Origin of the sequence: Trichocoleus sp. AS-A1, from assembly GCF_039962015.1 — a bacterium.
Classification (GTDB): domain Bacteria; phylum Cyanobacteriota; class Cyanobacteriia; order Cyanobacteriales; family FACHB-T130; genus FACHB-T130.
Genome location: NZ_JAMPKG010000018.1, coordinates 97,300 through 118,935 on the forward strand (window position 1 = coordinate 97,300; position 21,636 = coordinate 118,935).

The window sequence follows — 21,636 nt, forward strand, 5'->3', positions numbered from 1 at the left end:
CAGGACAAACGAAATGATATTACCGACTTTACTAGAGATCGAGGATTCTATCTGTGCCTTATGCCTCGAAAAACAACAGTGGTTGCTGAAAGGTATCCCTTGGTAAGGGCAAAACAGGAAATCTACACAAGATAAACTCGTTGATTTAAAACACATGAAAAACTACCTGAGAGGGCTAGCACTCCAAGCATCTCAGCGGAAATCGATGAGGAGTTGCCGTTGCTGAAATAGATGGTTTAGCAACCCGGAGAGATTCAGAGAAGCGATCGCTCTCAGCTTGGATGAGGGTGCATCCAGGTAGCGATCGCTTCCCTAAGATGTGCTTCGGGGAATCCTTGCAGCTAGGGTTTAGCGTTTTTATTAATTTTTTTATCTAAGTTAGATGAATTTTTTCACCCTGTCTATAACATTACACTTGGACTTCAATCCCTAACGCATACAAAAACCAGGAATTATACCCGATGGAAACTCAATTATTCAACACTCATATTGAAGAATCGCATATTCTCTTAACTCCAAATGAAGTTAAATCAAAATTACCTTTAACAGATGAGGCAGAAAAAACCGTTTTAAACTTTAGAAATGAAATAGAGGATATCCTAGATGGGAAAGATAGTCGAAAATTTATTGTAGTTGGTCCTTGTTCTATCCATGATATAAAGTCGGCTGAAGAATACGCCTATAGGCTAAAAAATCTCTCCGATCGAGTAAACGATAAGCTGCTGCTGATCATGAGAGTGTATTTTGAAAAACCAAGGACTACCGTGGGATGGAAAGGATTAATTAACGATCCGGATATGGATGATTCTTTCCACATAGAAAAGGGTTTATTAACTGCACGGAGTTTATTAATTAAAATAACTGAATTGGGATTACCTGCTGCTACAGAAGCTCTCGATCCTATAGTCCCACAATATATTGGCGAATTGATTGCATGGTCGGCGATTGGGGCACGCACAACCGAATCGCAAACTCACCGCGAAATGGCAAGCGGACTTTCAATGCCAGTAGGTTTTAAAAATGGTACTGATGGTAGCGTTCAAGTCGCTTTAAATGCTCTGGAGTCAGCTAGAAAACCTCACCATTTTCTAGGGATTAATGCAACGGGACAGGTGAGCATTTTTAAAACGAAAGGAAATGCTTACGGTCATATTATTCTACGGGGCGGTGCCAAACAGCCTAACTTTGATGCTGCGAACGTAAAAATTGCGGAGGAGAAATTAAAAGCAGCTAATTTACCTCCAAAAATTGTCATTGACTGTAGTCACGGAAATTCAAATAAAGACTATAAAAAACAGTCGGCAGTTTTTGAAAATGTTATTCAACAAATAGTAGAAGGAAATTCATCTATTGTTGGCATGATGCTGGAATCAAATTTGTACGAAGGCAATCAACCCATTCCTAGCCAATTAAAAGAATTAAAATACGGTGTTTCGGTAACAGATAAATGTATTAATTGGGAGGAAACAGAAAGGATTATTTTAGCTGCCTACGAGAAGCTAAAGTAAAAAAGCAGTTTTTTAAAAGTGAGAACTGACAAGTCAGCGCAACGCTCTCACCTGTGCTTGTAGTATCGGTGAAGGTAGTTTCACCGATACTACAACTAAGTGTTTTCTTCTTCTACTTGGAATGGATATTCGCCTACACCTAGCTGCTTTTTTGAAGCTTCTAACTGTTTCCAAAGCATTTCAAGGTCTTGGAAAGCTTTCTCTAGAGGAATTTTACCATTGCTTGCCAAACAACTGATATAAGTTGCTTTTTGAGCAAATTCTTGTAGATTTGCATTAAAAACTAAATTCTCTGGTTTTACATCACCATAGTAACGGCTGTGAGAATATAAAAAATTGGAAGTTACTAACATTTTATTTATCTCCGCTTGTGAAATTCTGTATCTTAATTCTTACTATGCACTGCAATCTCTGTCGGGATAAGTGATAGCTGTCTACAAAAAAAGTGACGCATATCAACCTTATGAGTGATGAAACTAATCAATAAGAGTTAAAGTCGCATTCGATTGAGTGACAGCAATCTCAATAAATGCGATCGCTATCTTCCACTTATGTGATGCAAATCACAAAAAGCAGCTTCTTTGTATTTTGCTCGTGGCCAATTTTAGACAAAGCGATCGCAAAGTAGCATCCCAGAAACCCTAAGAATCGCGGGTGCTACTTTACCAATTTTGTTCAGTTAGTGAGTGACGAGATCGTTTTCCCCAGCTCTGGACTAAACTAGCGATCGCACAAACTTATCTAATCTGTCCATGCCTTTCTCAATCGAGGTCATATCCGTCGCGTAAGATAAACGGATGTGGTCATCGGCACCAAAAGCAATCCCTGGAATGGCAGCAACTTGCTGAGATTCTAGTAAAGCATCACAGAATTCTAGAGAAGTTAAACCCGTCTTGCCGATATTAATGAACAAATAGAAAGCACCGTCAGGCTTGGCACAACTGAGTCCAGAAATGGCGTTGAGACGCTCTAACATTACCTGTCGCCGTTCGGCAAAGGCGAGGCGCATTTGTTCCACGCACTCTTGAGAACTTTCCAAGGCAGCGATCGCGCCAAATTGTGCAAAAGTACACACATTCGAGGTGCTGTGCCCTTGGATGGTACTCATTGTTTTAATCAATTTTACGGGACCCGCGAGATAACCAATTCGCCAACCCGTCATTGAGTAAGCTTTTGCAAACCCATTGCTAATGAGGGTGCGCTCAAAAATCTCTGGTCCCAGCGAACCAATACTAATCTGTTGCACTCCATCATAGATAATCTTTTCGTAAATCTCATCGGAGACAACCAGAATATCTTTCTCTACCACCACCTCTGCCAATGCTGCCAACTCTGCTGGCGTATAGACGATGCCGGTGGGATTAGAAGGGGAATTGAGGACAAAGAGCTTCGTCCGTTCGGTACAAGATGAGCGGAGTTGCTCCGGCGTAATTTTATAGCCGGTGGAGGCATCTGTCTGCACAATCACCGGAGTCCCACCCGCTAGAACCACCATATCCGGATAACTGAGCCAGTAGGGAGCGGGGATAATCACCTCATCCCCCGCCTCAATCAGCGCCATGTGCAGGTTATAGAGGGAATGTTTGCCACCGTTGGTAACGATGACATTTTCAGCCATGTAGCTGAGTCCATTATCAGTTTGTAGCTTGTGAGCGATCGCTTGCCTTAACTTCGGTTCCCCCGCCGCTGGCCCGTACTTGGTCTTGCCCTCGTCTAGCGCTTTTTGGGCAGCGACTTTGATATGCGTCGGGGTATCGAAATCCGGTTCCCCAGCACTCAAACTACAAACATCCATTCCTTCTGCCTTCATCGCCTTGGCTTTAGCTGCGATCGCCAATGTTAAAGAAGGCTGTACTTGCTCCACTCGTGCTGCCAGCTTCATCCTTACCCCACTCTTGAGACTAACTTAGAGAGCCGTTGCCAAAGTAACTTAGCTTGTGCGATCGCGTTGCGCTGACTTGCCAGTTCGCTCTTGGTAACTCTCTAGTCTTTCAGAGTAGCCTGCAATCAGGCTCCAGGTTGGCATTTTTTTTACTTTTTAAACGAATTCCTTGTTTTTACCTGCATCCTGACAATTAACCACTAAGGCACAAAGACACTCAGGAAACACAAAGTTTTCCATTTTAGTGTCGTTGTACCTTAGAGGTTCTTTGAAAACACGCTTTGGCGCTTATGGATCTGGATAAACAGACCCCGCGCTCAAGCAATGGTTACATCTGGTGACAGATAAACATCTTGGATGGCGTTAAATAGCTTCACTCCTTCCTCAAACGGACGCTGGAAGGTTTTACGACCGGAAATTAATCCAGTACCTCCAGCCCGTTTGTTAATGACGGCGGTGCGGATTGCTTCGGCAAAGTCGTTTTTACCTGACGCACCTCCGGAATTAATCAATCCAGCGCGACCAGAGTAGCAATTCAGCACCTGGTAGCGAGTGAGGTCAATCGGATGGTCGGTCGTTAGGTCGGTGTAAACTCGATCGTGGGTTTTGCCGTAACTTTGACCTGCGGCTTTGGCAACCGCAGCATATCCGTTGTTGCATTCAGGCAGCTTTTGTTTAATGATGTCTGCTTGAATGGTCACGCCCAAGTGGTTCGCCTGAGCCGTGAGATCTCCTGCCAGGTGATAGTCTTTGTCTTGCTTAAAAGCGTTGTTCCGGAGATAGCACCAAAGGATCGTTGCCATCCCATATTCGTGGGCGAGTTCAAAAGCTTGGCTGACTTCCTGAATTTGGCGGGTAGATTGATCTGAACCAAAGTAAATCGTTGCCCCGACCGCAGTTGCCCCCAAATTCCATGCTTGCTCGATAGAGGCAAACATTATCTGGTCGAATTGATTGGGGTAAGTGAGCAGTTCGTTGTGGTTAATCTTGAGAATGAAGGGGATTTTGTGGGCATACTTGCGAGAAACCATGCCCAAAACGCCCAGCGTGGTAGCAACGGCATTGCAACCGGCAGCGACCGCGAGTTTGACGATATTCTCAGGATCGAAATACATCGGGTTGGGTGCAAAAGAAGCACCCGCTGAGTGTTCGATGCCTTGGTCTACTGGCAGGATGGAAAGATAGCCAGTATTGGCTAAACGCCCGGTTGAATAGAGTTGCTGGAGACTCCGCAGCACTTGCGGGTTGCGATCGCTAGCAGCAAAAATTCGGTCTACGAAATCAGGCCCTGGCAGATGCAGTAAATCTTTAGAAATCTTCGCTTTGTGAGTCAGAAGGTCTTCTGCTTCTTGACCAAGATTCGACTCTAGAAAACTGGGCATAGATAGCGTAGTAGTCATAGCCGTTTTCCTAAAAACTTGAGTTTTGGTGGGCAGTACTGATGCAGGGAAGAGGGGTAATCAATCAAAAGTTTTGTTAGAGTAGCGCGTGTTTAATTCTGAGTTTTGAGTTTAAAATGCTTTATTCAAAACTCATCACTCCAATTCCAATTACCACCCGTCTTTAATCAACGAGAGAACTATCCTTAAAAGCTAGCGTACCGCTTCAAGTTTCAACTTGCTCTTTTGGTGGAAATCCGTGCTGTTCTCTACCCGGTGGCCCGTCGTACTTCTTTGATGTTTTGTAAAGTTCAAAGCGCCCATCAGCAGCATAGGTTGCATACCGCGATCGCACTGCTTGCATTTCCTCTGGAGTCATCGGCGTGAAACCCCTGGCAATATTCAAGTTTTGGCGCAGCACTTGTAGCGAGTCAATCCCACTCACCGTCGTTGCCACGGGAAGACTCATAGCATAGCGTAGCGCTTCTTGAACGGTGACAACGCCTGCTTTAATCGGTTCGCCCTCACCGCCGAGACTTTTCATGCCAATGGCGGCAATCCCGCGCTTGTTGAGTTCTGGGAGAACTTGCTTCTCAAAGCTGCGAAAACTGGCATCAAAACAATTCAGTGGCAGTTGCACCGTATCAAAGGGGTAATCATAGGAAAGCATTTTCAGGTGAATTGCCGGATCTTTGTGACCTGTGAAGCCGACAAACCGAACTTTACCCTGCTGCTTGGCTTCATCTAAAGCCTCGATAACACCCCCTTTGGAGAAATGCCTTTCCGGGTCGTTGTCGTAAACAACTTCGTGAACTTGCCATAAGTCGATATAATCCGTCTTCAGACGCCGCAAAGATTGCTCTAGTTGCTGCATGGCGACTTTGCGATCGCGTCCGTGGGTACAAACTTTGGTCATCACAAAAGCTTTATCCCGCCGCCCTTGCAGCGCCTTCCCCAGCCGTTGTTCGCTGACACCTTCGTTATATTCCCAGGCGTTGTCCATAAAGGTGACACCCGCATCCAGCGCTTCTTGAACAATCCGAATCGCTTCGGGTTCGTTCGGAACTCCCAAGTGAAAGCCGCCGAGTGTCAGCGCGGAAACTTCTACGCCAGTGCGTCCGAGTTTTCGGCGGGGAATCTCGCCTGCTTTGATGGGCGTCGCCTGGGAAGTTGGCGATAGATTCGTTTCAGCATTGACTTGTTGGTGGGGGTGTAGCAAAATCCGATCGGCGATCGCGACTCCAGCTCCCAAAACGCCGAGTCGTTGCAGAAACTGCCTGCGCTTCCAGTTCAGAATTTCTTGGCGACGATTCTGGGCTGCGGTATCATCATGTGCATCTGGCATGAACTGACCCTGCTGATTTCTTTTATTTCTTCCTAGAATTAATAGTTTTGTTAGTGTATTTCACCCGTCTCTAGATAGGTTATTCACTTCTCTTAAAAATCCAATTTATTAAGGCTTAACCTTTTTTCAGGTGATTCCTAACAAATATGCTTTTCCAATGCACCGCCGCACTCGTCACTTTAGCAACCGTTGACCTTGAAGTTCTAGTGCTTTTCTATACCAATCTGCTCAACCAAAACCCAAATCCCTACATCCCGAATATTTACGCTGAATTTCAGTTGCCTGGATTTCGCTTAGGAATTTTCAGACCTAAAGAAACGCACTTATCAGAGTTTGAATCAGCTAAAAGTGGAATGAGCTTGTGTTTAGAAGTGACTGACTTAGAAGGGGCAATTTCTCACCTAACTGCCCTCGGATACCCACCCCCAGGAGAAATTTTTATCGCTTCTCATGGCAGAGAAGTCTATGCTTACGATCCCGTAGGAAATCGGTTAATTCTTCACCAAGTATTTGCTATTTGTTAAAATTTTTACTTATTTTTGAAGAAAAGGTGTCGCTTGATAATTTTAAATTTGCATGATTTAAAATTATCCAATAGCGTGTGAAATTAGATTTTGAAATCTAAATTTGAAACAGGATTACTTGAGGTAAACGGCTAAGTCAGAAAAGCTACAAAAACTATAGATTAGTAACAGGATGGCGAGAATCTGCATCACGCGCAAATGGGGCGAGGGCATGAGAGTTTCGCGTACCCACATTGACATCGCAGCTCCAATGGCATAGCTTGAACTTAAAAGCAGATAAGGCCAGTCTTTGGTAATTTCCCAGCTCATCAGTAAGCCGATAGCTAACCCGGTCATCAGCAACTCAACGAACCAAGGTGGATTGTACTGGCTAGAAAAAACTAAAGTGCGCCACCAAAATTGTATAGGTCTCATCGATCGGTTGTTATTTTTTAAAAGAGCCATTAACGATTAACTAACGGTTAATCGTTAATAAAAAAATCAATCTAGGACTACTAGTTAAGATAATCAAAATTAAACAGTTTGGCTATCTGCTTAGAGGTGCATCTGGAGGAGTTCCAGGGAAAATCTGCTGATTGTGCTGTTGTAAGTCAGCGATCGCTTCTTGTGTCTCAACTTGGGGAAATGCCTCATAGAAGCGACTGACACTAAGGAAAGGATCGGGAGTCTGGAGGATAATCACGCGATCGCTCCAAGATAATAGCCAATCGCCCAATCCTATCGGTGCCACCGGACTACAAACCCAAACCGCAGCAGGTTCTTGGGCTTTCAAAGCGTAAGCGGCGGCTGCCATTGTCATGCCGGTAGCAATGCCATCGTCAATCAAAATAGCGATCGCACCGCGAGGATTCACGGACAAGCAGCTAGGAGAAAGCTGACTGTAGAGCGCCGCAGCTTTTTCTTGGGCTTGGTGCAACGCCGCTTCCCGTAGCTGATTATTTTCGGGATCTTTACGCGATCGCTTTGCCTGGTACCAAATAACGTGCCCATCTGACGTAACGGCACCAATCGCCAGTTCTGGATTTTCAGGACGGGTAATTTTTTTAGCGACAACGATATCCACCGGGCAACCCAGACAGCGTGCTACCGGCACAGCTACCGGAATGCCGCCGCGAGGCAGTGCATAAACGATCGGCTGAACGCTCAAGCCTTGAGCCTGGAGCTGCTTAATCTCTGCCAGAATAGGCTGAGCTAGCTGCTCGCCAGCAGTAATGCGATCGCGGAAAATTGGGGCTGATGACATGGCACCCTCCAGAAGTTGGCAGTGCGCTCGCCTCTATAATGGCTGATTTTCGCCAGATAAGGCAGAAATCGAGAGTCCATCCAAAGTATGAACTATCAAAGGGCAAGTGTGAACCCACCTTCAGCCTAAGAGTAACCGGAAGCTCAGAGAACCTAAGCCTCACGCTGACCTAAGTCGGAAGAGTGAGCTTCCGACTTAGGTCAGCGGAGTGTCAATATTGTTAGGATTATTTCGGAAAAACCATAGACTATCCGCCAAATTCATGCCAAGCGAAGACCAACTCAGCCTTTTTGACACCTCAGGGATTAGCGAATCTACCACAGCCCAGCCTCAAGCACTAGAACTGATTCCGACAAGTGCCAAAATTCCTATTCCTGCTGGCACCTATCAAACAATGGCTCAGATGGCTGAGCATTGCAACCAATGCTATCGCTGTCAATTGGGCGAAACCCGCACAAACGCTGTAGTTGGACGCGGCAATCTCCAGGCACCCATTATGGTTGTGGGGGAAGCGCCCGGTCAAAATGAAGACGAAACTGGCTTGCCATTTGTCGGTAAAGCGGGACAGTTGCTAGAGAAAATACTCGCTTCGGTGCAGCTAAATACCGAACAGGACGTCTACATCGCCAATATTAATAAGTGCCGTCCCCCCGCCAATCGGGTTCCCACCCCCGATGAAATCGCTGCTTGCAAACCCTATCTGTTGGAACAGATCCGCATGGTAGACCCGAAAATTATCCTATTGACGGGCGCTACAGCAGTGAAAGGATTGACTGGCGATAAAAGAGGCATTACTAAGATTCGCGGCACTTGGATCGAGTGGGAAGGACGCCTGTGTATGCCGATTCTCCATCCAGCCTACCTGCTGCGGAATCCTGCCCGTGAAGCGGGCAGCCCCAAATGGTTAATGTGGCAGGATATTCAAGCAGTACGGGCAAAGTTGGATGAAATCCGCAGTTCTCCAGCGTAATGTTGTCGGTTTACACGAGTCCTTCCTGTTCTAAGGTTTCAATCAACTGAAGACCTCTAGGATCGCCGACTCTCAAAAGCGCAGCTTTTGCATCTTCTCGGACACCCATCTCTTCATCTTCTGCAAATGCTTCAATTAATCCATCAATGGCACCAGCGTAGACGGCATTAGAAGGCATTTCGCGGCAGAGTTGTCCTAACGACCAAGCACAGTTGCTACGGACTGCGGCGATCGGGTCTTGCCTTAGAGCTTCAATCAGGGGTGGAATTGATGCCACAATGGCTTCGTAGCCCAGTTCAGCCATTTGAGCTAACCCACTGGCTGCCCACAGACGCACGGCAGAAATATCGGTTTTTAAGGCGTCGGTGAGAGGTTCTAGCGAGCGGCGATCGCGGCAGTTTCCCAAAGCCCAAACAACGCCTTTGCGGACGTAGCCATTCCAATCGTTGTTGAGTTGGGTAATCAACGGCACTACGGCGGTAGAACTGGGATTGCGCCCCAGTCCATAAGCAGCACTCACCCGCAGCAACGGGCAGGAGTCACTCAGCAAGTGAATTAAATGAGGAATCGCTCGTTCATCCTGGAGTTCGCAGAAAGCTCGTGCTGCTAGCATCCGTTGCTGCGTTCCGGGAGCCGTTAACAGTGCCAGCATCGCATCTGGATCTGGTTTAGGCTGGCTCTCTGCGTCGGCATCAAGCGGCTCTATTTGATCCAGAGGGCTTTCTAGCTCTATCTCTGGATCGAGTAAGCTCAAATCGTCATCGTCGTCATACATATTTGAATAAAGTACCACTACCGCTCCCATTCCTCTAGTCTCTACTGGCAATGCCTGCTTGAGAGAGGCACGAAAGTTAAGAAAACTAACATTATGAGTTGCTAGACCCGATCAAAAAGTTGAATTTGGTATAGTACACGACACCAAGAGCCTTCTATTGTGATCCTTGATAACAGGGGGAGTAATGTGACAGACCACCTAGAGCCATATCGCCGGATGGTTCGTTCCATTCGATTCGTTCCCGCCTTGGGACCTACCCACCAATTTCAGCAGCCGGTGATGCCATTGCCGCAGGTCAATTTATCACCGTCAGTGCCATCTACCCCTCAACCTGCCCCTCAACCTGCCCTCGATCCGTCCGAACACGTTAGCGGCTTGGTGCGAGAGGCAGTCTCGAAACCGACGGTGCTTCCCGTGACCTATGCGATCGCGGAAAATCTCGGCGATCGCATCAGCCGACTGACTGCTGCCAAACCAACGCGATCGCAACCGCCGGAAATTATAGCATTCAAAATTCCCCAGCCTGACCCCAACTGGAAGCCTGCCCCTCCAGTACCTGGTTGGGAGCAGCCAGTAGACGCGAGTTCTACGGCTCCCTCAGATGTCGCGGCACCGGAAGTAGAGTCACCATCCAGCTCAGTGCCAGGGACAGAAGCCCAAACTCCAGTCGCGGCACCGGAAGTTGAGTCATCACCCAGTTCAGTGCCAGAGACGGAAGCAGCACCCATTCCCGAACCCGTTAAGGAGACGCCCAGCGCCCTTCCAGAAGCAATATCTGAAACTCCAACGGCGGCACCGGAAGTGTCAGTTCAACCGACAGAGGAGACGACTGCTGCTGAGGCTGAGTCGCCAGAGGCGATCGCTCCGATAGAGGAACCAAAAGATACCCAACAACCCTCTTTATTAGACAGGGCGGCGGCGGCGCTTCAGGCAGTGGTATCTGTTTTCGACAAGCCAGATGCCGACCAAAAAGAGCCTGCTGTAGAACCAGCACCTCCAGTCGAAGCCGAAATATCAGCGGCTACATCCGTTCCAGTCGAAGAGATCCCCAGCGAATCGGAAGTCGAAACCGAAACACCAACCGCCGAAGCTCCAGTGTCAGTTCAACCAGACGAGGAGACGGCTGCTGAGTCTTCGAAGGAAGCGATCGCTCCCAATGATGAACCAGACGCCCCTCAACCAACTTTATTAGATAGAGCTGCATCAGCGCTTGAGGCAGTGGTATCTGTTTTCAATCAGCAACCAGAAGCAGACGACCAGAACGAACCCGCGGTAGAATCAGCACCCGCAGCCGTCCCAGAAGCCCAAGCAATAGAAACACCTCAGATTAACTGTCCAAAATGCGGCGCTACTGAGGTTCGGAAAAATGGGCACTATAAAAACAAGCAAAGATATGTTTGTAAAGACTGTGGGAAACAGTTTGTTGCCGCTGATGCTGGTGAAGAAGCCGAGCCACAAACGCAGACAAAGCCTGCTGTAACATCTGAAGCTCAGGCATTGCCTAAGACGCACAGCGTTCCTGCCGTACCGGAAAAAACTTCTAAGGGCAAAGGGAAGAAACAGGCAAAAGGTTTTGGACGACCCAAAACAAAATAGCTTGCTTGGTCTTCCTTATGGCTGCGGTGTCTCAGGAAACAGCGGTTTCAGCATCCACAAAGACTGGGTTTGGTAGCCGAGGCTGCGGTAAAGATTCAACGCGGGTTGATTGGTTTGAAAGACTTGCAGACCCATTTGGCGATCGCCTCTTGCCCGCGCCCAGTCTTCGGCATGATTGACCAAAGCTTTTCCTATGCCACGTCGGCGGTGTTCTGGCAAGACATAGAGTAAAAAAATGTGGGCATGGCGATCGCCTGTCACCTGATCCACGGCATTTCCCAACCAAAGACAAGCTACTTGGGAAGGATGATGAACGGATGAGCCAGGAATTGAAGAATCTGTTTCTTCCTTTTTTCTTCCTTCTTCCTTTAGTTCGACCCACCACAAAGGCGTTTTTTTAGAAAAGTATTGCTCAACCGTTTCCGCTAGATGAGAAAAATCTTTTTGTTCTGGAAAAAGCTCCTGGTAAGTCAGCTGCATGAATTTCACGAGACTTGCTCGATTCAGACTCGATCCTTCGCGCAGCTGATACCCCGGCAATAACAGACAAGGCATTTTAGACTATCGATTTTAGATTGGAGATCAATCCTAAATCCATCATTTCTAAGCCAAAATCAGATGTCGGTGCCTGAGCGTGTTCCCCAGGAGGATTGACTTCCTCAATAGGTGCGGGTGCTGCCATGTCAGAGGGTAAAAAGATGCGGGCGCTAACTGCCACCAGCGCCACAAAAAAGATCAACACCACGATCAATGGAACAATGTACTGACGAAAGATAGCCATAGAGAAAGACTTTTCTAAGAATTGTGTTTAAGATTTGTTAAGCTCTCTGTTTCTATCCTACAACTGTTGAGAGTCATCGTCTTCATCATCTAGTACCTCTCTAGGCATTTCTGGCACGGAACGCGAATTCCAGGGAGCAAAAATAGGCAGCAGCAGTAATCCAGGCAAGGCAGCGGCGATGCTAATTAGGAAAAAGGAAGGCCAACCAGTGGCTTCTGCGATTCGACCCGCTGGGGCAACTAAAATATCGCGGCTGACTGCCATTAAGCTGGAGAGTAAAGCATACTGGGTTGCCGAGAAGCGCTGGTTACAAAGACTCATCAAAAAGGCTACAAAAGCGGCGTTTCCGAGTCCAGCACAAAAGTTTTCAATATTAATAGTCAGTACAAGTAACTGATAGTTTTTCCCGACTTGTGCAAGGAGAAAATAAGCAAAATTACTCACTGCTTGCAAAGCACCAAATACCCAAAGTGAGCGATTAATACCGATTTTGCTGAGAATTGCACCGCCTGAAAGAGCGCCAACAATGCTTGCCAGTAATCCCATGCCGCCCTGAATTGCACCAACTTCTGAGGAAGAGAAGTTTAAGCCGGTCTTCTCCAACAAAAAGGGCGTGGACATATTATTAACAAGCGCGTCACCCAGTTTGTAGAGAACAATGAAAACTAGAATCAAAAATCCTTGGCTCTGACCATTGCGTTGAAAGAATTCAATAAATGGCAAAGACACCGCTTCTGATAAGGAATCGGGTGGGCGATCGCGCTGTATGGGTTCCGGTGCCCAAATTGAACTCACGAACCCAATTGCCATCAACAGCGACATCAACAAGTAAACTGTAGGCCAAGACAATTTTTCCGCTAAAATCAGCGCCAAACCACCCGTAATCAGCAAGGCAACGCGATATCCTAAAACAAAAATCGCTGCCCCGGCTCCCATTTCCCGTTCTTCCAGGACATCTGTGCGATAGGCGTCAACGGCGATGTCTTGAGTCGCGCTGAAAAAGGCAATCAGTAAAGCATTGGCGGCTAACAGTTGCAAAGCTTGGGAGGGCTTTTGGAGCGCCATTGCTGCGATCGCTAACAACAATGCCGCTTGCGTCAGAACTAGCCAGCCACGACGACGCCCCAGAAACGGCGGCACAAAGCGGTCGAGTAAGGGCGACCAAATAAACTTGAGCGAGTAGGGCAAACCTACCAAGCTGAACAACCCAATCGCACTTAAATTCACGTTCTCGACTGTCATCCAGGCTTGCAACGTCTTACTCGTCAAGAACAAGGGCAAACCTGACGCAAAGCCCAGAAACAAAAGAGCCGCCATCTTGCGGCTTTGAAAAACTTGAAAAAAAGATTGGGTTGCTTTCACGACTGACAAAGGCTCCTTACGAACTTTGAGTCATTAGTTTGCTGTCCTTGGTAGTGGGTAATCGGTAATCGGTAATGCCTTGTATGAATTACCAATTACCAATTACCGTTTCTCCAATTCCTAATGACTCAGGAGAATGGCTCTTTTGGTCTTGAGATATCATCCCATAGAGAGAAACCTTTTCCCGGAGACTTTGATAAGAGGAACGCGAAGAATGCTATCGCCTTCGAGATCCCGATTTCATGGAAGCAAATTCATAGCCGCGCCAGACGCCGACCAACACACCTTGCACCTCCACTTGGTTCGCCTTTACCTTAATGGGGTCGTATTTGGTATTGGCTGGTTTGAGCGTAATTTGCTCTCCCTGCCGGTGATAGCGTTTCAAGGTCGTTCCGTGTCCTTCGACTCGTGCTGCCACAATCGTGCCATTTTTCACGCGATCCGGTTCGGGTACGGGTCGCATGATGACCATATCGCCTTCAGCAATTTGGTCATCAATCATGCTGTCTCCGACCACCCGAAGGGCATAATAATCCGGCTGACGAAACAGGGCAGCCAAATCCAGCTGTTCGACCGTATCGGTGAAAGGTTCGACAAGACCACCGGCAGCGATCGCTCCTAAAACCGGCACTCCACTCGCACCAGCGCGCACAATCCTAATCGTGCGGGCTTTTCCTTCCGTCCAGTCAATATAGCCTTTCGCACGCAAGTGTTCCAGGCGGCTCTGAACCGGCGCAGGCGACTTCAGTTCCATTGCCCGCATCATCTGCCGAATTGAAGGCGCGTGTTGATATTGACTGATATATTCCACCAGCCAATTATAAAGTTGCTGCTGAGCATCAGTTAGGGGTTCCATAAAACAATAGGGGAATACTAATCTACGTCCTATAGAACATTCGTACTACTAAAATCCACGTCTGTCCAGTGGTTAATGGCTAATGTTTTTTAAACAATTAGCCATTTGCCATTCGCGATTAGGGATTAGCAAATTATCAATCTGCTCCCAAAAGACTCACCAACAAAGCCTTCTGCGCGTGCATTCGGTTTTCTGCCTGATCCCAAACCCGCGACTGAGAACCTTCGATAACAGCATCGGTAATTTCTTCCTCTCGATGAGCAGGTAAACAATGCAGCACAATTGCATCAGGATCGGCAATACTCAACAGATGCTCATTCACTTGGTAAGGTTGAAAAATTGGAATTCTGGCATCTGCTTGTTCCTCTTGACCCATACTTGCCCAAACATCGGTATAAAGCACATGGGCACCTTTGGCGGCAGCTTCAGGGTCGTTAGTAATTGTCACCTCAGAGTTAGCCTGTGCAATCTTTTTCGCTTGCTCGACAATTGCCGCATCGGGTTGATACTCCGTAGGTGTAGCAATTCTCACATTTATCCCCATCAACGCGCAGCCCAAAAGCAGGGAGTTTGCCATATTATTGCCATCTCCCAGATAAGTCAAAGTCAGCCCATCTGGCGTTCCAAAGCATTCTTGAACAGTTAATAAATCAGCTAAAACCTGACAGGGATGTTCTAAATCCGACAGCGCATTGATAATCGGAATCTTGGCATAGTTCGCAAAAGTTTGCAGATCCTCCTGCTCAAATGTCCGAATCGCTAAGATGTCTAGATAGCGATCCAACACTCGTGCTGTATCGGCTAACGGTTCTCCCCGGCTCACCTGGGTAACATTAGGATTCAGGTCTATCACCTGACCGCCTAGTTGGTACATTGCCACTGAAAAGCTGACGCGAGTCCGTGTAGACGCTTTATAAAACAACAGCCCTAACACCTTATTGCAGCGCAAATTTAGCTGATGCGTCTTCAGCTGAGCTGCCAAATCCAAAAGTTCTTTCATTTCCTCAGCACTGAGGTCTGCCAGACTTAGGAGATCTCGTCCTTTCAATGCTTCCATTTTTATCCCCGATGAGTGAAGTAAAATGCGTTCCCGCAGCGTGAGTCTTAACGGAGCGAGTCGTTTAGACTCTACTTGGCTCTTGTTATACCGTTTTAAAACCCTACCAGATTTTTATCAACTTAGCTGTGGCAGAGAATTGTAAGGACAAGTTCATGAGTAACCAGAAGTGTTTCCAGGTACATCCAGGGTAAAACTTTCGGGATAGCAACCCATTTTTGCAGAATTTAACGGGTTTGAAGGGAAAATGTTTTTTCTGTTCCAGCAGCTTAATAGAGAGTTATTCATCCCAAATTTAGGCTTCTCCAGTCTCTTTCAACCCTAGTCCTCGAAAATATCTTTTCAACCGAGAAATAAACCACTATAAAGTCAAAATAAACCTTAAAAAAGGTATTGATATGGTAAAAGTTCCTTTTGTATCCTTTCAGCAAAAAAAGTAAGCAAAAGCTCAGCCTGTTTCCCCTACCTAGAAAATAGGTTGCAAGAATTAACAAACTGATGTATACCGCTTAGGGGGGTTAGACTTAAAATTTTTAGTATAACTTTAAGCCATTTAAGGATATTTACTAAGATAATCATTGATTCATAAAAATAATTAGAAATATCACAGAAATATAACTTTTACAGAATCCCGAATATGAAATTTCCCTTCGCGGTGAAAATAGGGCTGGCTATCTCGCTTCTTTCAGTTGGAGTCACCAGCACTAGCGTTTATTTTTTCTACTCAAAAACAAATCAAATTGTTTTAAACCAGATGTCAGAGCGGCTTAAAGATGTAGGTCGTCAAGGAGCATCTTCGTTAGAGCAAGACGAAAAACAAACAATTCAGCAGCTTCGTCAGTCTCTTGAAAAAAATTCTCTGCCTGTCAGCGAAAAAATTAAAACCCTAGAACCTGGAGAAATCACGGCTTCTTTACCACCTAAAATTGCTCAAGAATATATAAAATCCCCGGAGTATCAAGCTCTTGTAAAAATTTTGATAAAAATTAGAAATAGCAGCCGGAGAAAAGTATTTCCTGTGAGATTTTTGAGGCAAACCTCGGAAGCAAAAGACAAGATTCCCCTCATTCGCTCAACCTATCTTATTGTCAGCATTCCAGAATCGCCGAGATATCGAATTGTCAAGTTTCTGGCTCATGACGATTCTCAAAAAATACTAGCTCAGAAAGAAAAATTGATTGGGGATTTATACGCAACTGAGCAAAATGAACTACAGCAAGCTTTTGAGGGGGAAGCACAAGCTGGCAAGAAATTTTATACAGATAAAATTGGCACTTTTCTCAAAGCAGCCATTCCCATTAAAGATGAAAAAGATAATGTCATTGCTGTTTTAGTTTTAGAGTACGACGGCACCAACGAAATCAACCAAATTCATAAATTACAATACATTTGCATCAGTATTATTAGTATTAGTTTATTCCTATCGCTGCTCGTCGCATTTTTGCTGGCGCGTTGGTTGGGAAACCCTATCGAAAAATTATTAGAAGGTGCCCAAAAAGTATGCGATCGCAACTTTGACATCTTTATAGATGTTAAAAGCAAAGATGAGTTGGGACTGTTGGCAGATGCCTTTAATTCGATGGTAGCGGAAATACGAGACTATGCCCAAAACCTAGAATCCAAAAATAAAGATTTATTACAAATCAATCAACTAAAAGATGAATTTTTAGCTAATACTTCCCAAGAGCTACAAACTCCTTTAAATGAAATAATCGGTATCACTGACTCTCTTTTAGAGGGAGCTGCTGGACAACTGTCGGAAATTCAAAAGCAAAATTTGTTAATGATTTTGCAAAGCGGTCAACGGCTAGCAAATATGGTTAACGATATTGTTGATTTAGAAAAACTTAAGCATAAAACACTGGGGTTAAAACTCAGACCAGTAGGAATGCAAGAAATTGCCGATGTAGTTTTAACTCTTGCTAAACCTTTCGCAGATATCAAAGGTTTGCGCTTGGTTAATCGAATTGAACCTACTGTACCAATGGTATGTGCTGATGAAAATAGAGTTCAACAAATCCTGCATAATTTAGTTAGTAATGCGATTAAATTTACTGATACAGGTAGTATACAAGTTGTTTCTTCAGTTGCGGATAATTACATGGAAATTACGGTTGCAGATACCGGAATTGGCATTCCAATCAATAGAATAAATACCATTTTTGATGCTTTTGAACTTACCGAAGAATCTATTTCTAGACCTTACGTAGGGACGGGCATCCGCCTTGCAGTTACTAAACAACTGGTGGAATTGCATGGCGGCAAAATTTACGTAGAATCCATTCTAAAAAAAGGTTCGCGGTTTACTTTTACGCTACCGCTGGCAGGAAAATTGGAAAGTATACAACAAACGCTTTCCAAAGAACTCAGTTCAAAAGAGGTTGAAATTCAAAACTTTCAGTTTGAAAGGTTACAAGATTACCTACAACCTGCACCCCAAGAAGGAAAATTTAAAATTTTAATTGTAGATGACGATCCGGTTAATCTTCAGATCCTTAACAATTATCTCTATTTGGAAAATTATACGGTTTATCAAGCGAGGAATGGAATCGCTGCTTTAGAAGCCATTGAGCAAGGTCTAAAGCCTGATTTAATTTTACTTGATGTAATGATGCCAAAAATGTCAGGCTATGAAGTTTGCAAAAAAATTCGCCAAACTTTCCCTGCCAATGAATTACCAATTGTGATTGTGACAGAAGCGCATAGCGTTGCTAATTTATTAGAAACCTTTGGGTCGGGAGCCAATGATTATCTAACTAAACCTATTTCAAGACACGAATTGATAGCACGAATAGAGACTCATCTTGAGCTTTCCAAAATAAATATTGCTTATGGTCGATTTGTGCCCCGTCAATTTATTAGTTTGCTGGGAGAAGAAAGCATTGTTAATGTAAAGCTAGGCGATCAAGTGCAGAAAGACATGACAATCCTCTTTTCTGACATTCGCAACTTTACGAGCCTTTCAGAGGCGATGTCACCCAAAGAGAATTTTAATTTTATTAATTCCTACTTGAGTCGGGTGAGTCCCGTTATCCGGAATAATAATGGTTTTATAGATAAATATATTGGAGATGCGGTGATGGCGCTTTTCCCGGAAAGCGCTGAAGATGCTTTGCGGGCAGCGATTGAAATGCAAAAACAAGTTTCGCAGTACAATATGGAACGCCGAAGAAGCAATTTACCTCCTATCGCTATCGGCATTGGCATCCATAGCGGCAGTTTGATGCTAGGCACGATTGGAGATGAACAGCGTATGGAAGGGACAGTGATTTCAGATGCAGTGAATCTGGCGTCTCGTCTGGAAGATTTGACCAAAGCCTACGGAGCTTCTATTATTATTAGTGAAAAGACGTTGCTGGGTTTAGAAGATCCCACTCGATATAATTATAGATTCTTGGATAAAGTTCATATTAAAGGTCGTAAAGATTTATCGCCTATTTTTGAAGTTTTTGATGGTGTTATCTTAGAGGCTTTAGAGCTAAAAAGCAAAACCAGAAGCTCTTTTGAATGGGGAATTCATCTTTATTACAGCAAAAAATATGCCTTTGCGGAGGAAATTTTTAAGAACGTCTTAGAGCAAAATAATCAAGATAAAGCGGCTAGCCTCTATGTTAAACGTTGCCAGAGATTGCAAAAACAGGGAACCGATGAAAGATGGGACGAAATTGAGTCTTTTGAGGAAGCCTTTTAGGCAAAACAACAGGGAGGGATGTTTAAAGAGTGGGTTGCAAAGGCAACCTACATCGCCGATTATCAATTCTGCGATTAAACGCTTGCTTTTAAGCCTTCCATGTCTCTGTCTAGGAATGGTTTTACCTTCTGTAACGGCTTTGATGCCGAGTCGGGTTTTGGCTGCGGAAAAAATATTTATTTCCTATGGACCGATACAGTTATCCCTTCCGGTTTCGGCACTGGAAGAATATGCCAGGGAAGGCAAAATCAATCAGGATTTAGGGTTTTATGCTCAATTTTTTAAGCCGGAACAGCTAGAGCAGTTACGGAGGATTTTGCAAACTCGTGCGAATGTGAGTCCGGTGGCAGTGGCTCAATTTCTCTACACGCCGCAGGGGGAAATTCTGCTGCGGCGGGTTGGCGAAATTATTCAAACAAAAGCGTTTCAACCGGGTTTTTATGCAATTCGAGCTGCTTTAATTCAAGCTGCTGCCGATCCACAAGGATTGACGCCACTGAATGTACTGCGAAAGTTTCCGACTTACGCAATTCGGATTAATTCGGATCGGGGCTTTGAGATTATTGATGAGCTGAGCAACCTAATCGGGAAAACCCAAGGAGCGATCGCTGCCGTTGAACAGGCAGCTTTGGCTGAAATCTCAGCTCAGTCATCCACTCAGATGCCCTTTCAGCCATCACAAATGGCAACACCGTTTAATATTCCCGCAGGGCGAGATTTACAGCAACCAGGGCCGCTAAGCTGGGAAATGCAGACCCTGACGCTCAATGACCTCAGCCGCAGCCGTACCTTCCCAGTCGATGTTTATCTGCCGCAGTTGAGCGGACGAGCCGCACCCGTAATTGTAATTTCTCACGGGCTGGGAAGCGATCGCTTGTCCTATGCCTACCTGGCGAGACACTTAGCTTCTCATGGATTTGCAGTGGCTCTACCAGAGCATCCAGGCAGTAATTCCCAGCAGTTGCAGGCTCTAATTAGCGGTCTGACAAGCGATGCGGCTCCTCCCAGCGAGGCGGTTGACCGTCCTCTAGATATGAAGTATTTGCTAGATCAACTGGCAGCTACTTATCGAGGACGACTAGATATGCAAAACGTCGGCGTCCTTGGTCAATCGTTTGGCGGCTACACAGCGTTGGCGCTGGCGGGTGCAGAAATTAATTTTGAGAACCTGGAAAAAGATTGCACTGCTATCAATAGTTCGTTGAATCTGTCGCTGTTGCTCCAGTGTCGGGCGCTGCTATTGCCGCAAATTGATTATCAATTGGGGGATGACCGAATTAAGGCAGCGATCGCGATCAATCCAGTTGATAGTAGCATCTTCGGAAAAAGTGAGATGAGCGGCATCAAAGTTCCGATAATGTTATTTGCCAGCAGTAACGATACCGCCGCACCCGCTTTATCAGAACAGATTAAACCCTTCACTTGGCTGACAACCCCCAACAAATATCTGGTTTTAATGAAAAAGGCAACGCATTTTTCCACTTTGGGAGAAGCGTTTGAAGGTACTGGGGTAGTCAAGATTCCGCCACAAGTTGCGGGACCAAATCCCGTGACTGCTTTTGGATATGTGAAAGCCCTGAGCCTAGCTTTTTTTAAAACCTATGTTTCTAACGAGCCAGAATATCAACAATACCTGAATGCTTCTTACGCTCAATATATCAGTCGAGATGAGATTCCTTTAGTTTTGATTCAGTCTTTAACAGAGGAACAATTGCAGGGAATCAGCAATACTTCTACTGCTCAGCCAATCCCATCTCCTACACCCAATACTTTTCAGTTAAGCTCTCCCCCAGCCCTTCCCCTGCAAGGGGACGAGAGGAATTCTTCCCCATCTCTGCCAGGGGATAGGGTAGAGGCGTTAGGTGTGCCTTACCCGAAAAATATTGCTCCTACACCTTAACTAGAATATGCAATCGGATGATTTGAAATTAGCTCAACTAAAACAAAAACTAAGCAGTGTTAAGCGTTCAGCTTGGAAACCTATCGTTCAAGAAGGTGATGGAGATTTAACTGCATCAAAGTTTGCTGGAAAACCTTGGCTGAGTGCCGATGAGACTTGGCCTACTTGTCCTAATTGTCAAAAGCCAATGCAGCTATTTTTGCAACTGAATCTTGATAAGTTGCCTGAAAGCTTGAATGGAAAGTTTGGCAACGGTTTATTACAATTTTTTTATTGTACTAGCTACGACAAGCCTCTTTGCGAGGTTGATTGTGAGGCTTGGGAACCATTTGCAACAACTAAACTCGTGAGAATTATCCAACCAAACACCACACCATCAGAGATGGATATCCCAGAAATAGAAGATTTATTTCCTGCTAAGTTAATTGTAGGATGGGAACAAAGGGACGAGTATCCTGGCAGGGAAGAGATAGAACTAGATAACTATACAATAGATAATAAAGCTTTTGATATTGTCTACAAGCGCCCTCGAAGAGAAGACAAGTTAGCTGGTTGGCCTAGTTGGGTACAATTTCCTGAATATCCAAATTGTCCAACTTGTAACCGCGAAATGAATCAATTTATTTTTCAAATTGATTCAGGAGATGATAACAATAATATTCTTTATAACTGGGGTGATATGGGAGCAGCATATCTCGTCCAATGCCCAAAACATAAGGAACAAGCTGCTTGTCTGTGGCAGTGCCACTAATTAAAAACTTATAGGA

General features: G+C 45.3%; 18 protein-coding genes and 1 pseudogene. 7 read left to right on the plus strand and 12 right to left on the minus strand.

Annotation, left to right across the window (positions count from 1 at the left end):
- Nucleotides 1-461: 461 nt before the first annotated feature.
- Nucleotides 462-1,508, plus strand: a complete 1,047-nt coding sequence (locus tag NC994_RS15615) for a 3-deoxy-7-phosphoheptulonate synthase (RefSeq protein ID WP_190439294.1) — start codon at nucleotides 462-464, stop codon at nucleotides 1,506-1,508.
- Between the two features lie 95 nt (nucleotides 1,509-1,603).
- On the opposite strand, the gene NC994_RS15620 is transcribed toward NC994_RS15615, so the two are convergent.
- From NC994_RS15620 to NC994_RS15635, 4 genes are all read right to left on the minus strand, one after another.
- On the minus strand, nucleotides 1,604-1,861 hold the full coding sequence (locus NC994_RS15620; RefSeq protein WP_190439296.1) for a hypothetical protein: 258 nt from the start codon (nucleotides 1,859-1,861) through the stop codon (nucleotides 1,604-1,606).
- 362 nt (nucleotides 1,862-2,223) lie between these two features.
- Entirely contained in the window at nucleotides 2,224-3,390 is a 1,167-nt protein-coding gene (locus tag NC994_RS15625; protein ID WP_190439299.1) for a pyridoxal phosphate-dependent aminotransferase, read from the minus strand.
- 317 nt (nucleotides 3,391-3,707) lie between these two features.
- Nucleotides 3,708-4,790, minus strand: a complete 1,083-nt coding sequence (locus NC994_RS15630) for a class I fructose-bisphosphate aldolase (protein WP_190439302.1) — start codon at nucleotides 4,788-4,790, stop codon at nucleotides 3,708-3,710.
- A 205-nt stretch (nucleotides 4,791-4,995) separates the two neighbouring features.
- On the minus strand, nucleotides 4,996-6,114 hold the full coding sequence (locus NC994_RS15635; RefSeq protein WP_190439307.1) for an aldo/keto reductase: 1,119 nt from the start codon (nucleotides 6,112-6,114) through the stop codon (nucleotides 4,996-4,998).
- Between the two features lie 146 nt (nucleotides 6,115-6,260).
- Here NC994_RS15635 and NC994_RS15640 point away from each other — a divergent pair, with 146 nt between their 5' ends.
- A complete protein-coding gene (locus NC994_RS15640; protein ID WP_190439310.1) occupies nucleotides 6,261-6,638 on the plus strand; it encodes a VOC family protein in 378 nt (125 codons plus the stop codon).
- Between the two features lie 114 nt (nucleotides 6,639-6,752).
- Here the strand turns inward: NC994_RS15640 and NC994_RS15645 are convergent, their stop codons facing one another.
- Both NC994_RS15645 and NC994_RS15650 read right to left on the minus strand, forming a co-directional pair.
- Nucleotides 6,753-7,052, minus strand: coding sequence for a hypothetical protein (locus NC994_RS15645; protein ID WP_190410594.1), 300 nt, complete (start codon nucleotides 7,050-7,052; stop codon nucleotides 6,753-6,755).
- A 112-nt stretch (nucleotides 7,053-7,164) separates the two neighbouring features.
- Nucleotides 7,165-7,881 carry a phosphoribosyltransferase family protein gene (locus NC994_RS15650; protein WP_190410593.1) on the minus strand — a complete coding sequence of 239 codons (717 nt, stop codon included), beginning with the start codon at nucleotides 7,879-7,881 and terminating at the stop codon, nucleotides 7,165-7,167.
- A gap of 262 nt (nucleotides 7,882-8,143) precedes the next feature.
- On the opposite strand from NC994_RS15650, the gene NC994_RS15655 reads away from it, so the two are divergent.
- Nucleotides 8,144-8,851: a uracil-DNA glycosylase gene (locus NC994_RS15655; RefSeq protein ID WP_190439312.1), complete on the plus strand. Its 708-nt coding sequence runs from the start codon at nucleotides 8,144-8,146 to the stop codon at nucleotides 8,849-8,851.
- Nucleotides 8,852-8,861: 10 nt separating this feature from the next.
- Here NC994_RS15655 and NC994_RS15660 read toward each other — a convergent pair whose 3' ends face one another.
- Nucleotides 8,862-9,626: a HEAT repeat domain-containing protein gene (locus NC994_RS15660; protein ID WP_190439351.1), complete on the minus strand. Its 765-nt coding sequence runs from the start codon at nucleotides 9,624-9,626 to the stop codon at nucleotides 8,862-8,864.
- 1,332 nt (nucleotides 9,627-10,958) lie between these two features.
- Here NC994_RS15660 and NC994_RS15665 point away from each other — a divergent pair.
- A pseudogene (locus NC994_RS15665) lies at nucleotides 10,959-11,057 on the plus strand (IS1 family transposase); the annotation flags it as partial.
- Between the two features lie 180 nt (nucleotides 11,058-11,237).
- Here NC994_RS15665 and NC994_RS15670 read toward each other — a convergent pair.
- The 5 genes from NC994_RS15670 to argF all read right to left on the minus strand — a co-directional run bounded on the left by NC994_RS15670 (nucleotide 11,238) and on the right by argF (nucleotide 15,278).
- Nucleotides 11,238-11,777 (minus strand): GNAT family N-acetyltransferase, encoded by a 540-nt coding sequence (locus NC994_RS15670; RefSeq protein ID WP_190429519.1) that lies wholly within the window; start codon nucleotides 11,775-11,777, stop codon nucleotides 11,238-11,240.
- A 1-nt stretch (nucleotide 11,778) separates the two neighbouring features.
- The gene (locus tag NC994_RS15675; RefSeq protein WP_190429526.1) at nucleotides 11,779-12,003 is read right to left on the minus strand and encodes a hypothetical protein; all 225 of its coding nucleotides are present in this window, start codon (nucleotides 12,001-12,003) and stop codon (nucleotides 11,779-11,781) included.
- Between the two features lie 57 nt (nucleotides 12,004-12,060).
- The gene (locus tag NC994_RS15680; RefSeq protein ID WP_190439355.1) at nucleotides 12,061-13,320 is read right to left on the minus strand and encodes an AmpG family muropeptide MFS transporter; all 1,260 of its coding nucleotides are present in this window, start codon (nucleotides 13,318-13,320) and stop codon (nucleotides 12,061-12,063) included.
- A gap of 262 nt (nucleotides 13,321-13,582) precedes the next feature.
- Entirely contained in the window at nucleotides 13,583-14,221 is a 639-nt protein-coding gene (lexA, locus tag NC994_RS15685; RefSeq protein ID WP_190439316.1) for a transcriptional repressor LexA, read from the minus strand.
- A gap of 136 nt (nucleotides 14,222-14,357) precedes the next feature.
- Nucleotides 14,358-15,278, minus strand: a complete 921-nt coding sequence (argF, locus tag NC994_RS15690; RefSeq protein WP_190439317.1) for an ornithine carbamoyltransferase — start codon at nucleotides 15,276-15,278, stop codon at nucleotides 14,358-14,360.
- Between the two features lie 637 nt (nucleotides 15,279-15,915).
- Between argF and NC994_RS15695 the strand changes: the two genes are divergently transcribed.
- From NC994_RS15695 to NC994_RS15705, 3 genes are all read left to right on the plus strand, one after another.
- A complete protein-coding gene (locus NC994_RS15695; protein WP_190439319.1) occupies nucleotides 15,916-18,969 on the plus strand; it encodes a response regulator in 3,054 nt (1,017 codons plus the stop codon).
- 115 nt (nucleotides 18,970-19,084) lie between these two features.
- Nucleotides 19,085-20,869, plus strand: coding sequence for an alpha/beta hydrolase (locus tag NC994_RS15700; RefSeq protein WP_242032583.1), 1,785 nt, complete (start codon nucleotides 19,085-19,087; stop codon nucleotides 20,867-20,869).
- A gap of 7 nt (nucleotides 20,870-20,876) precedes the next feature.
- On the plus strand, nucleotides 20,877-21,620 hold the full coding sequence (locus NC994_RS15705; RefSeq protein ID WP_190439323.1) for a DUF1963 domain-containing protein: 744 nt from the start codon (nucleotides 20,877-20,879) through the stop codon (nucleotides 21,618-21,620).
- Nucleotides 21,621-21,636 lie beyond the last annotated feature (16 nt).

Excerpts from the sequence above, each read along its gene's own strand:
- NC994_RS15620 (WP_190439296.1), bottom strand. The coding sequence starts at position 1,861 with ATGTTAGTAACTTCCAATTTTTTATATTCTCACAGCCGTTACTATGGT.
- NC994_RS15640 (WP_190439310.1), top strand. The coding sequence starts at position 6,261 with ATGCTTTTCCAATGCACCGCCGCACTCGTCACTTTAGCAACCGTTGAC.
- NC994_RS15615 (WP_190439294.1), top strand. The coding sequence starts at position 462 with ATGGAAACTCAATTATTCAACACTCATATTGAAGAATCGCATATTCTC.
- NC994_RS15625 (WP_190439299.1), bottom strand. The coding sequence starts at position 3,390 with ATGAAGCTGGCAGCACGAGTGGAGCAAGTACAGCCTTCTTTAACATTG.
- NC994_RS15655 (WP_190439312.1), top strand. The coding sequence starts at position 8,144 with ATGCCAAGCGAAGACCAACTCAGCCTTTTTGACACCTCAGGGATTAGC.
- NC994_RS15705 (WP_190439323.1), top strand. The coding sequence starts at position 20,877 with ATGCAATCGGATGATTTGAAATTAGCTCAACTAAAACAAAAACTAAGC.
- NC994_RS15635 (WP_190439307.1), bottom strand. The coding sequence starts at position 6,114 with ATGCCAGATGCACATGATGATACCGCAGCCCAGAATCGTCGCCAAGAA.
- NC994_RS15650 (WP_190410593.1), bottom strand. The coding sequence starts at position 7,881 with ATGTCATCAGCCCCAATTTTCCGCGATCGCATTACTGCTGGCGAGCAG.
- NC994_RS15645 (WP_190410594.1), bottom strand. The coding sequence starts at position 7,052 with ATGAGACCTATACAATTTTGGTGGCGCACTTTAGTTTTTTCTAGCCAG.
- argF (WP_190439317.1), bottom strand. The coding sequence starts at position 15,278 with ATGGAAGCATTGAAAGGACGAGATCTCCTAAGTCTGGCAGACCTCAGT.
- NC994_RS15675 (WP_190429526.1), bottom strand. The coding sequence starts at position 12,003 with ATGGCTATCTTTCGTCAGTACATTGTTCCATTGATCGTGGTGTTGATC.
- NC994_RS15680 (WP_190439355.1), bottom strand. The coding sequence starts at position 13,320 with ATGGCGGCTCTTTTGTTTCTGGGCTTTGCGTCAGGTTTGCCCTTGTTC.
- NC994_RS15695 (WP_190439319.1), top strand. The coding sequence starts at position 15,916 with ATGAAATTTCCCTTCGCGGTGAAAATAGGGCTGGCTATCTCGCTTCTT.
- lexA (WP_190439316.1), bottom strand. The coding sequence starts at position 14,221 with ATGGAACCCCTAACTGATGCTCAGCAGCAACTTTATAATTGGCTGGTG.
- NC994_RS15660 (WP_190439351.1), bottom strand. The coding sequence starts at position 9,626 with ATGTATGACGACGATGACGATTTGAGCTTACTCGATCCAGAGATAGAG.
- NC994_RS15700 (WP_242032583.1), top strand. The coding sequence starts at position 19,085 with ATGGTTTTACCTTCTGTAACGGCTTTGATGCCGAGTCGGGTTTTGGCT.
- NC994_RS15630 (WP_190439302.1), bottom strand. The coding sequence starts at position 4,790 with ATGACTACTACGCTATCTATGCCCAGTTTTCTAGAGTCGAATCTTGGT.
- NC994_RS15670 (WP_190429519.1), bottom strand. The coding sequence starts at position 11,777 with ATGCCTTGTCTGTTATTGCCGGGGTATCAGCTGCGCGAAGGATCGAGT.